9 protein-coding genes are annotated in these 11,615 nt (G+C 67.0%); 8 read left to right on the forward strand and 1 reads right to left on the reverse strand.

All coding sequences use genetic code 11. The features are described 5' to 3' along the window. Positions 1 to 151 precede the first annotated feature (151 nt). Complete coding sequence (locus tag QMX83_RS16500; RefSeq protein ID WP_282297726.1) at positions 152 to 1,090, reverse strand: carbohydrate kinase family protein; 939 nt, start codon at positions 1,088 to 1,090, stop codon at positions 152 to 154. Positions 1,091 to 1,365: 275 nt separating this feature from the next. Between QMX83_RS16500 and QMX83_RS16505 the strand changes: the two genes are divergently transcribed. The 8 genes from QMX83_RS16505 (at position 1,366) to QMX83_RS16540 (ending at position 11,538) form a co-directional block, all read left to right on the forward strand. Next, the gene (locus QMX83_RS16505) at positions 1,366 to 2,412 is read left to right on the forward strand and encodes a rod shape-determining protein (protein WP_102947251.1); all 1,047 of its coding nucleotides are present in this window, start codon (positions 1,366 to 1,368) and stop codon (positions 2,410 to 2,412) included. Between the two features lie 12 nt (positions 2,413 to 2,424). Beyond that, positions 2,425 to 3,531 carry a rod shape-determining protein MreC gene (gene mreC, locus QMX83_RS16510; RefSeq protein ID WP_282297727.1) on the forward strand — a complete coding sequence of 369 codons (1,107 nt, stop codon included), beginning with the start codon at positions 2,425 to 2,427 and terminating at the stop codon, positions 3,529 to 3,531. Continuing rightward, positions 3,528 to 4,013, forward strand: coding sequence for a rod shape-determining protein MreD (gene mreD / locus QMX83_RS16515; protein ID WP_125359904.1), 486 nt, complete (start codon positions 3,528 to 3,530; stop codon positions 4,011 to 4,013). Before mreC ends, mreD begins: the two co-directional genes overlap by 4 nt. Position 4,014: 1 nt before the next feature. Beyond that, the gene (mrdA, locus tag QMX83_RS16520) at positions 4,015 to 6,090 is read left to right on the forward strand and encodes a penicillin-binding protein 2 (protein ID WP_282297728.1); all 2,076 of its coding nucleotides are present in this window, start codon (positions 4,015 to 4,017) and stop codon (positions 6,088 to 6,090) included. Continuing rightward, positions 6,087 to 7,199, forward strand: a complete 1,113-nt coding sequence (gene rodA, locus QMX83_RS16525) for a rod shape-determining protein RodA (RefSeq protein ID WP_282297729.1) — start codon at positions 6,087 to 6,089, stop codon at positions 7,197 to 7,199. Before mrdA ends, rodA begins: the two co-directional genes overlap by 4 nt. Before the next feature lie 664 nt (positions 7,200 to 7,863). Further along, on the forward strand, positions 7,864 to 9,009 hold the full coding sequence (mltB, locus tag QMX83_RS16530) for a lytic murein transglycosylase B (RefSeq protein ID WP_282297730.1): 1,146 nt from the start codon (positions 7,864 to 7,866) through the stop codon (positions 9,007 to 9,009). Next, positions 9,006 to 10,214 (forward strand): septal ring lytic transglycosylase RlpA family protein, encoded by a 1,209-nt coding sequence (locus QMX83_RS16535; protein ID WP_282297731.1) that lies wholly within the window; start codon positions 9,006 to 9,008, stop codon positions 10,212 to 10,214. The genes mltB and QMX83_RS16535 overlap by 4 nt, the downstream gene beginning before the upstream one ends. 112 nt (positions 10,215 to 10,326) lie before the next feature. Beyond that, positions 10,327 to 11,538, forward strand: coding sequence for a D-alanyl-D-alanine carboxypeptidase family protein (locus QMX83_RS16540; protein WP_282297732.1), 1,212 nt, complete (start codon positions 10,327 to 10,329; stop codon positions 11,536 to 11,538). Positions 11,539 to 11,615 lie beyond the last annotated feature (77 nt).

Consider the following 11,615-nt stretch of genomic DNA (forward strand, 5'->3'; position numbering starts at 1 on the left):
ATGTGTGCCCACGCGCCCCGGAAATCCATCTGGACCAACACCCCCCTTTTGTTACGGGGGCGCGCCGACAGGCGCGGGGATAGGTGGAATGCTTCGGGGCCCACGATTCGCGTCGCGAATCGTGGGCGAGCAATTAAAGCAGCAGCTTCGGTTACGCCGTAAGGGCGTAACCGAACTGCTGCTTGAATTGCTCGTTGAACTCTTCGAACGTGAAGCGCTGGTTCTGCGTACCCGGGTGCTCCACCTTCAGCGCGCCCATCAGGTTGCCCATGCGGCCGATGGTCAGCCAGTCATAACCCTTCTCGATGCCGTAGATCAGGCCGGCGCGGAACGCGTCGCCACAGCCGGTCGGGTCGACCACGCGGCGCTCGTGCGCCGGCGGGATGTCGTAGGTCTTTTCCGGGGTGTGGATCACCGCGCCCTTCGGGCCGCGGGTGGTGATGTAGGCCTTGACCCGGCTCACGATCTCTTTTTCGTCCCAACCGGTGCGTTCCTGCAGCAGGTTGGACTCGTAGTCGTTGACCACCACGTAGTCGGCCTGCTCGATGAAGGTGCGCAGCTCCGGACCGTTGAACAGCGGCATCGCCTGGCCCGGGTCGAAGATGAACGGCACGCCGCCGGCGGAGAACTCCTCGGCGTTCTGGATCATGCCTTCGCGGCCGTCCGGGCCGACCAGGCCCAAGGTCACGCCCGGCACGTCCTTCACGTGGTTCTCGTACGAACGCATCATCGCGCCCGGGTGGAAGGCGGTGATCTGGTTGTTGTCGTGGTCGGTGGTGATGAACGCCTGCGGGGTGAACAGCTCGTCGATCACCTTGACCCGGCTGAGGTCGATGCCCAGGCCCTGGAAATACTCGCGGTAGGGGCCGAAGTCCGAGCCCACCGTACCCATCGGGATCGGCGAACCGCCCAGCAGGTGCAGGTTGTAGGCGATGTTGCCGGCGCAGCCGCCGAACTCGCGGCGCATGCGCGGCACCAGGAACGACACATTCAGGATGTGCACCTTGTCCGGCAGGATGTGATTCTTGAACTGGTCCGGGAACACCATGATGGTGTCGAAGGCAAGAGAACCACAGATCAAAGCGGACATCGAATAAGCCTATGCGAAAGGGGTCTGGGGGCCCGGCGGCCGGGCATCAAAACGGCGCCGTCCGGCACCCAATGGCGCAAAGGTTAACGGGTGAATGGCCTGAGGGCCAGAACCCGAGGTGATCACGTTGGCCTGAATGGCCGTGAAGGCAAGCTTTCCGCCAGATTTGTCCTTGCTCGCGAACAGGCGGATTGCTAGGCTTGTCGACCTCGATTTCTGCCCATTTTTTCGCCATCCCGCGGCGGGCACGACACCCCTCAGGACCCCTTCCTCAGATGTTCAAGAAACTGCGTGGCATGTTCTCCAACGACCTGTCCATCGACCTGGGCACGGCCAACACTCTCATCTACGTGCGCGGGCAGGGGATCGTGCTGAACGAGCCGTCGGTCGTGGCCGTGCGCCAGGACCGCGCCATCGGCGGTACCCGTTCGGTCGCCGCGGTCGGTGCCGAGGCCAAGCAGATGCTCGGCCGTACCCCGGGCCACATCACCACCATCCGCCCGATGAAGGACGGCGTCATCGCCGATTTCACCTACACCGAGGCCATGCTCAAGCACTTCATCAAGAAGGTGCACAAGTCGCGCGTGCTGCGCCCGAGCCCGCGCGTGCTGGTCTGCGTGCCGGCCGGCTCGACCCAGGTCGAGCGCCGCGCCATCAAGGAATCGGCTGAGGAAGCCGGTGCCCGCGACGTGTTCCTGATCGAAGAACCCATGGCCGCCGCCATCGGTGCCGGCATGCCGGTGACCGAAGCGCGTGGTTCGATGGTCATCGACATCGGCGGTGGCACCACCGAGGTCGCGGTGATCTCGCTGAACGGCATCGTCTATTCGGCCTCGGTCCGCATCGGCGGCGACCGCTTCGACGAGTCCATCACCAACTACGTGCGCCGCAACCACGGCATGCTGATCGGTGAAGCCACCGCGGAGCGCATCAAGGTCGAACTGGGCTGCGCCTACCCGCAGGCCGAGGTCATCGAGATGGAAATCTCCGGCCGCAACCTCGCCGAGGGCGTGCCGAAGATGATCAAGATCAACTCCAACGAGGTGCTGGAAGCCCTGCACGAGCCGCTGTCGGGCATCGTCAGCGCGGTCAAGCTGGCGCTGGAACAGACCCCGCCGGAACTGTGCGCCGACGTCGCCGAGCGCGGCATCGTGCTCACCGGTGGTGGCGCGCTGCTGCGCGACCTGGACCGTCTGATCTCCGAGGAAACCGGCCTGCACGTGCAGGTGGCCGACGACCCGCTCACCTGCGTGGCACGTGGCGGTGGCCGCGCGCTGGAGCTGGTGGACATGCACGGCAACGAGTTCTTTGCGCCGGAATAAGCGGTCCCTACTGTGCCGCCTTATGCCGGACCTCCCGTAACCTCCCGCCAGGGGGATGCCAGCAGCCCGTTGCGGTTGCTGGCCTACCTGGCCTTGGCTGTCATTCTGATCGTCCTCGACGACCAGGCCGGCTGGCTGGCGCGTGCGCGTGCCCAGGCCAACGTGCTGGTGCAGCCGGTGTGGGCGCTGGCCGGTCTGCCCGGCCGCCTGGGCACCCAGGTCAAGGACAACGCCGCCAGCCACGGCCAGCTGGTCGCCGAAAACCGCGAGCTGCGCAACCAGCTGCTGATCGCCAATGCCCGCCTGACCCGCCTGCAGACCGCCGCACTGGACAACGCCCAGCTGCGCGAGCTGCTCAACGTGGCGGAACGGAGCGGCCTGGATGTGCAGCTGGCCCCGATCCTGGACATCGACCTGGACCCGGTGAAGCAGCGCCTGGTGCTGGCCGCCGGCAGCCGCGACGGCGTGCACATGGGCCAGGCGGTGATCGACGCCGGTGGGCTGATGGGGCAGGTGATCGCCACCACCGGCAGCTCCGCCACCGTATTGCTGCTGACCGACCCTGACCACGCCGTGCCGGTCACCGTGGCCCGCAATGGCGTGCGCCTGATCGTGTACGGGCGGGGCGACAGCCTGGAGCTGCGCGACATTCCGCTCAGTGCCGGGGTCGAAGTCGGCGACGAGATCGTCACCTCCGGCCTGGGTGGCCGCTTCCCGGCCGGCTTCCCGGTTGGAAAGATCACCGCCCTGCGTCCCGACGACACCCACGCCTTTCTGGTCGGCTCGCTCGAACCCGCCGCAAAGCTCGACCGCGGCCGCGACGTGCTGCTGCTGCGCCCGGGCGCGGCGATCCGAATCCCCCCGAACCTGCGCCTACCCACGGAAGCACCAGGCGGTCCCGCCGAAGATTCGATGACATCACCGGTAGCGCCGCAGGGAACGGCAGGACAGCCGTTCCCAACGTCGCGCAGCGACGGCCCGCAGGGTGCCCGCCAGGACGGCGGGCATAACGTTGGCCGGCCCACGGAACCCGCGCCGCAACCGCAAACCCCACCGCCTCCGGAAACCCCGCCGGTAACGCCGGCTGTTGGCCGGCAACCGCAGGAACCCCAACGATGAGCCGCCTGCGCGACAAAGGCTGGGTCCTGCCGGTCAGCATCATCGTGGCGCTGCTGCTCGGTCTGCTACCGCTGCCCGAGCTGCTGCAGCCGCTGCGCCCGTACTGGCTGGCGCTGGTGCTGGCCTACTGGGTGATCGAGGCCCCTGAGCGGGTCGGCCTGGGCGTGGCGTTCAGCTGTGGCGTCATCGCCGACCTGCTGTACGGCGGGGTGCTGGGCGAGCAGGCGCTGCGGCTGGTCATGCTGACCTTCATCCTGCAGCGCTTCCGCGCGCGCATCCGCTTCTTCCCGATGTCGCAGCAGGTGCTGGCGATCGGCGGCCTGCTGTTCAACGACCGCATTGTCAGCGCCGTGGTGCACATCGCGGTGGGCGAGCCGACCCTGCCGTGGTCGTACTGGTGGGCCCCGCTGCTGGGCATGGCGCTGTGGCCGCTGGTGTTCGTGCTGCTCGATGCAGTGCGCTTCGGGCGTCGCGGGCGCTGACATGTACATGCGCCGTCCGGCCAAGAACCCGCACGCCGAAGCTGAGCAGTTCCGGCGCCGCGCCGCGCTGGGCTTTCTCGGCGTGCTGGTCTGCCTGCTTGGCCTGGGCGGCTGGTACTTCAAGCTGCAGGTGCTCGACCACGACGTCTACGCCACGCGCTCGGAAGCCAACCGCATCAAGCCGCGTCCGGTGGTGCCCGGGCGCGGCATGATCTATGACCGCAACGGACGACTGCTGGCGGAAAACGTCCCCGCGTTCCGGCTCGACATCACCCCGGACAAGGTCAAGGACATGGACGCCACCCTGGCTGGGCTGGCAAAGATTCTGGACATCAGTCCCGAAGAGATCGAAACCTTCAACAAGTCGCGCAAGGCGCGCCGCAGCTTCCTGCCGGTGACCCTGAAACTGCGCGTCAGCGACGAGGAAATGGCGCGCTTCGCGGTCGACCGCTGGCGCTACCCCGGGGTGGAGCTGGAGCCTTACCTGACCCGTCGCTACCCGTACGGCGATCTGTTCACCCACATCATCGGCTACGTCGGCCGCGTCGACGACAAAGACCTGGAGATGCTGGGCGAGGGCAATGCCGCGCTGACCCATATCGGCAAGTCCGGGCTGGAGCGCTATTACGAGCAGCAACTGCGCGGCCAGGTCGGCTACGAGCAGGTAGAAACCAACGTGCAGGGCCGCGCCATCCGCACCATCGGGCGGGTGGCGGCGCAGTCGGGCAGCGACCTGCGCCTGTCCATCGATGCCGACCTGCAGCGCGCCATGGTCGCCGCCTTCGGCGACTTCGAGGGCTCGGCCGTGGCGATGGATCCGCGCACCGGCGAGATCCTGGCCATGGTCAGCCTGCCGTCGTACGACCCGAATCTGTTCGTCAACGGCATTTCCCACGCCGACTTCAAGGCGCTCAACGAGAACCCCTCGCGGCCGCAGTTCAACCGCTTGGTCCTGGGTGGCGTGGCCCCGGGCTCCACGATCAAGCCGCTGATCGGCCTGGCCGGGCTGGACAGCGGGGTGCGCAAGCCGGAGGACAAGATTCTCTCCACCGGCATGTTCTACCTGCCCGGGACCTCCCGTGGCTGGGGTGATGCCAACCGGGGCGGCCACGGCTGGACCGACCTGCGCAAGTCGATCACCCAGTCGGTCAACACCTACTACTACCGGCTTGCCCTGGACATGGGCATCGAGCGCTTCGACCACTACATGGGCTACTACGGTTTCGGCGCGCCCACCGGTATCGACCTCACCGGCGAGATCGGCGGCATCCTGCCGTCGCCGCAGAACAAGGCCAAGGCCCGCAAGGAGCGCTGGTACCCCGGCGACACCGTCAATGCCAGCATCGGCCAGGGCGACTGGAAAGTGACCCCGCTGCAGCTGGTGCACGGCGTCGGCGGCATTGCCGACGGTCAGCTGCGCACGCCGCACCTGGTCATGCAGACGCGCGAAGGCTTTGATGCCGACTGGGCTCCTGTCGCGGTGGGCAAGAGCAAGCCGATCAGCCCCAGCGAAGGCAATCTGCTGGCGGTGCGCGAAGGCATGATGGGCACCATGCGCCCGGGCGGCAGTGGCGCGCGCGCGGCTGCCGGCGCGCCGTACACCATTGCCGGCAAGACCGGCACCGCGCAGGTGATCAGCCGCCGTGGCACGGCGGCGGTGAATCCCAAGAGCCTGCCCATGCATCTGCGCCACCGTTCGCTGTTCGTCGGTTTCGCGCCGGCCGAGAACCCGGTGATTGCCGTGGCCATCGCCGTGGAAGGTGGAGGCTATGGTGGCTCGGCTGCTGCGCCGATCGCGCGCAAGCTGTTCGATGCCTGGTTGCTGGGCAAGATGCCTGAAGGCATGGAGCCGCTGGACAGCGAGCGCGGCACCACGGCGATCGGCCTGACTGCCTTTGATGGCGGCGACAGCGCCGCGCGCGAGGCCGGCGATGTCGCCGCGCTGGCGCTGGAGCTCCTGCCGGTGATGGTCGGCACGCAGATGCCGGTCGTACCGCCCACGCCAGAACCCAGTGCGCCGTCGCCGGCCACCGTGGCCCCGATACCCTCCGCAACCCCACCGGAGCGCAGCCGATGAAAGAGTTTCTGCGCTGGGCGACCGACATGGTCGTGCGCTTCGTCAGCACCCTGGACTGGGTGCTGTGCCTGGCGCTCGGCAGTCTGATGGTGATCGGCCTGGCCGTACTCAAAAGCGCCGGTGGTGATGGCCTGGTGTTCGCCCAGGGCGCGCGCTTCGCGGTCGGGCTGGGCGCGATGTGGGCGATCTCGCGGGTGTCGATCCTGCGTATCCGCTCGGCCACGCCGCTGATCTATGCCGTGTCCATGATCCCGCTGCTGGCGGTGTTCGTGCTCGGCACCGGCAAGTACGGTCGGCAGTGGCTGGACCTGAAACTGTTCTACCTGCAACCGGCCGAGCTGCTGAAAGTCAGCCTGCCGATGATGGTGGCCTGGTACCTGCACCGCATGCCGCTGCCGCCGCGCTTCAACACGGTGCTGGTCAGCGCGGTGATCATCGGGGTGCCCACCGGATTGGTGATGCTGCAGCCGGACTTCGGCACCGGCGTGCTGATCGCCGCCAGCGGTGCCTTCGTGCTGCTGCTGGCCGGCCTGCCCTGGTGGTGGGTGGGTGTGGCCGTGGGCGGTGTGGCGGCAGCCGCGCCGGTAGCCTGGATCTGGCTGCTGCGGCCCTATCAGAAGGACCGCATCATGATGTTCCTGGACCCCGAAAGCGACGCGCTGGGGGCGGGCTGGAACATCATCCAGAGCAAGATCGCGATCGGTTCCGGCGGCCTCGATGGCAAAGGCTGGGGGCAGGGCTCGCAGTCGCACCTGAACTTCATTCCAGAGCAGACCACCGACTTTGCGTTCTCCGTGCTCAGCGAGGAGTTCGGCTGGATCGGCGTGGCCGTGGTGCTGACCCTGTACCTGGTGGTGATCGGGCGCTGCCTGTGGATCGCCTCGCAATCGCGCGACTCCTACTCACGCCTGCTGGCCGGTGCCACCGGGCTGGCTTTCTTCGTCTATGTGCTGGTCAACGGCGGCATGATCTCCGGCCTGCTGCCGGTGGTGGGCGTGCCCATGCCGCTGATCAGCTACGGTGGCACCTCGGCGGTCTCGCTGCTGGCCGGCTTCGGCCTGGTGATGGCAGCCCGTGCACACCAGCCGGTCCACGGCGGCTACAGCTGAAAAGTGCCCAGCGCCCGGGCGCTGGCGGCTTTCCGACAGTTACACATCCTTGCGTCAAATCACCGCCTGTGGGGGCGTGTGATTTAGTGTGATTTGCGCAAAATTAACATTCGGACCCGTTTGGACGCCTCGAAACCGGCGTTTTTGGTGCATGACGCGTCAACAAAGTGGCAAAAAAGTGCGATGCAGTGCACAAAAATGAATTCGCTTGATTCGGATCAATGGACATGTCGCAAATGGCACGCACAATGGCGGCCCGTTCAGCAGCCGCGCATCGAGCCAAGCGAAGCGCGAAGGGGAGCTGGACGGGTAGCAGTTGACCCAACCGATACAGGGGGCGAGACGTGCGCTGGGGAGTTGCACGTCGCGCCAGTATCAACCGGGTCGGTACGCCGGTTACGTCCGTTGGGGATGGGGACGTAGCCGGCGCACCTTATCGGCCGTAGGCCGGTAAGGTGAGCCGGACTACGTCCGCGCATTCTTCCTATCCCCCGCGGCGTTGCCGCGCCCCCCTTAACAAAGGGGGGCTCTCCACCCGACGGATGCGGGTTGATCGGATGCTTCTCTACACGCTGGGTTCATGAATTGGCTGTTGTCTACGCAATTCGTTGGGATTCATGGTGTTAGGGGTTTTATTTCATCTTTGACCTGCTAACCTGCGGCGATGATTCGACGCACTTTGGCCTGCATGCTTACGCTCGGTTTGGTTGCCTGTGCGACCCAGCCGTCTTCTCCGCCACCGCCGCCGCAGGCGTCGGGTGCTCCCAACAAACCGGGGGCCGTGCATAAAGGGCCGGCCGAGGCCGCGCCGGAGGCTGCCGCAGCCACCGCGCCGCCGGTGGATCTGACCCCTGTTCCGTTCGAAGTGGCCCGCGCCAACTTCGTGCGCGATACCGCCGCCCGCTACAACATTCCTGCGGCGCAGATCGACGCCACCCTGGCCCAGGCGCAGGTGCGTCAGCCCATCATCAATGCCATGTCGCGGCCGGCCGAACGGGTCAAGCCGTGGAACGAATACCGGCCGATGTTCATCAGCCAGGCACGCATCGACGGCGGCAAAAAGTTCCTCGCCCAGCACCGCGATGAGCTGATGCGCGTGCAGGAACGTACCGGCGTGCCGGCCGAAGTGATCGTGGCCATCATCGGCGTGGAAACCAGCTACGGTGCCAACACCGGCAGCTATCGCGTGCTCGATGCGCTGTACACCTTGGCCTTCAACTACCCGCGCAGCGGCGACCCGGCCAAGCTGGAGCGCGAAGTGCGCCGCGAACTCTACTTCCGCGACGAACTGGCGCGCCTGTTCGCGCTGACCCGCGACGAACGCCTCGACATCACCGCGATCAAGGGCAGCTACGCCGGCGCGATGGGCATGGGCCAGTTCATGCCGTCCAGCTATCTGGACTTCGCGGTGGACGGCAATGGCGACGGTCGTCGCGACCTGTTCAACAGCTACGACGACGTGTTCTCTTCCATCGCCAACTACTTCGTCAAGAAGGGCGGCTGGGTGCGCGGCGGTCCGGTGGCGGTGCAGGCCACACTGGCGGAGGGGCGCGAATCGTTCGATCCGACCGACTGGACCCCGAGCTGGACGCTGTCCGATCTGGCCCAGCGTGGCTACCAGCCGACCGGCAGCGTGCCGGCCGGTCTGACCGCCACCCCGGTCACGCTCGAAGCCAGCACCGGCAAGCAGTACTGGCTGGGCTTCCAGAATTACTACGCGATCACCCGCTACAACCTTTCCAAGATGTACGCGATGGCCGTGTACCAGCTGTCCCAGGCCATCGCCGGACAGGAGTTGCCGCCGGCATGAACACCTTCGCGCAGTGCAGGGCACTGATGCTCGGTTTACTGGTGCTGGCGCTGGCCGCCTGCAGCAGCGCACCGAAGAAACCGGCCAGTGCCGGCGGTTCCGGCAAAAGCACCGGGACGCTGGTGCAGGGCAAGGGCAAAAGCACCCGTCCTGGCCACTGCCCGGAAGGCTCGCCCTACCAGGCCGCCACCGAAGACCCCAGCACGCGCGGCAACTATCGCGCCGGCGGTCTGTACAAGCCCGGCGTCAACGACAGCACGCCGACCTACGTGCCGGACGTGGCCTGCATCCCCGAGCCGGACGTGGTCGAGCTGCCGCGCTCGCCGGTGGGCAACAAGTCGCCCTACGTGGTGCTCGGCAAGCAGTACCAGGTGATGGACAAGACCCAGGGCTATGCCGAGAAGGGCACGGCCTCGTACTACGGGTCCAAGTTCCATGGCCGGTTGACCTCCAACCGTGAGGTGTACGACATGTACGCCTTCACCGCCGCCCACAAGACCCTGCCGCTGCCGAGCTTTGCCCGGGTGACCAACCTCGACAACGGCGAGTCGGTGGTGGTGCGGGTGAACGACCGCGGCCCGTTCCACGACGGCCGGGTGATCGACCTCAGCTACGCCGCTGCGGTGCGACTGGGCATTACCCAGCGCGGCACCGGCAACGTGGAAGTGCGCGCGCTGCAGCCGGGCGACGACAACCTGCTGGCGGCCAAGCCGTCCCGGCGTGAGCAGCGCGCGGCGCAGGCCGCCGCCGCTGCAGCACAGACGCCTGCTCCCACTCCCGCCCGCCCCAGTGACATGGACCGGCTGGTGGGGGCGCTGCCGGCGGCCTCGCCGGCGGCCGCTACCCAGGCGGCCAACCTGGACAACGCCCAGGTCAGCGTCAGCGAACTGCCGCCGGCCGCGCCGGCACGTCCGGCTCCGGTGGCCGCCGCCGCCCCTGCGCCTGCCGCCAGCCCGACCCTGTCACAGCAGGTCGGAACGGTGCTGCTGCAGGTCGCCAGCTTCGCCAGCCGTGACAATGCCACCCGCGCGCTGGGCCAGCTCTCCACGGCCGGTATCGTCGGGGCCAGCATCAGCGACATCGTCAGCGGTGGCCGCACCCTGTGGCGGTTGCGGGTTCCCGCAGCCGATCATGCCAGCGCGGCGGAACTTGCCGGGCGCATCGTGGGTCTGGGCTTTGGCTCGCCGCAGATCGTAAAAGAATGAATGGCCGGCCACGGCGCGCCTGAGCGCGTGCCGTGACAGCATGGGCCTACAATGGCCCACCCCGTGTCACCCCTTTGTCATCCCCCTTGGCGCCCCTGGAGCTTGTTGTCCGATGAAATTCCGCTTTGCCGCTGCCGCGATGGCCACGACGCTGTTCGTGGGCATGGTTTCCGCCCAGACCCCGCAGCCCATCCCGGCACCTGCGCCCGCCGTTGCCGCTCCGGCCACCGTGGCCACGCCGCCGGCACCGGTACCCAGCGTCTCCAAGGCCTGGATCCTGATGGACTACGCCACCGGCCAGGTGCTGGCAGGTGAGAACGTTCACGCGCAGCTGGCTCCGGCCAGCATCACCAAGGTGATGACCTCGTACGTGATCGCCGCCGAAGTCAAGAACGGCAAGGTGCGTCCGGACGATCAGGTGATGATGAGCGAGCGCGCCTGGCGCGAAGGTGGCGCCGGCACCGATGGCAGCTACAGCGGCTTCCCGGTCAACCAGACCGCACGTCTGGAAGACATGGAAAAGGGCATGGCGATCCAGTCGGGCAACGACGCGGCCATTGCGCTGGCGGAGCATGTCGCCGGCAGCGAAGAAGCCTTCGCCTCGCTGATGAACAGCTATGCCGCCAAGATCGGCATGAAGAACTCCCACTTCGTCAACGCGCACGGCCTGAGCGCGCCGGGACATCAGACCACCGCCTACGATCTGGCACTGCTGGGCCGGGCGATGGTGCGCGATTACCCGGAAACCTACGCCTACAACAAGGTGAAGGAATTCACCGTGGGCAGCATCACCCAGCCCAACCGCAACCTGCTGCTGTGGCGCGACGCCAGCGTCGACGGCATCAAGACCGGCCACACCTCCGAAGCCGGCTACTGCCTGATGAGCTCGGCGCAGCGCGGTGACCAGCGCCTGATCGCCGTCGTGCTCGGCGGTGCCTCGGAGAAGCAGCGCGCCGACGACAGCCTGGCGCTGCTCAACTGGGGCTTCCGCTTCTTCGAAACGCATCGCATGTATGAGCCGGGCAAGGCTGTGGCCGACCACAAGGTGTGGAAAGGTCAGGCCGACACCGTGCAGCTGGGCGTGGCCCAGCCGCTGCTGGTGAGCGTCCCGCGTGGTCGCTACAACGACCTCAAGCCGAGCATCGACGTGCCCAAGACCCTGGAAGCCCCGTTCACCGCGGGTCAGCCGATCGGCACGTTGAAGGTCACCTTGGACGGCAAGGTGGTGGCGCAGGCCCCGCTGGTCGCCGTGGCCGCCGTGGAAGAGGCCGGCTTCTTCAAGCGCCTGTGGCACAGCTTCCTGATGTGGTGGGAATCGGAATAAGAAAAAAGGCCCGCACTGCGGGCCTTTTTTTTCTTCGGTAGCGCCGGCCGTTGGCCGGCCCTCGGTTATGCATGGGC

Source organism: Stenotrophomonas sp. PS02289 (genome assembly GCF_029960115.1).
Classification (GTDB): domain Bacteria; phylum Pseudomonadota; class Gammaproteobacteria; order Xanthomonadales; family Xanthomonadaceae; genus Stenotrophomonas.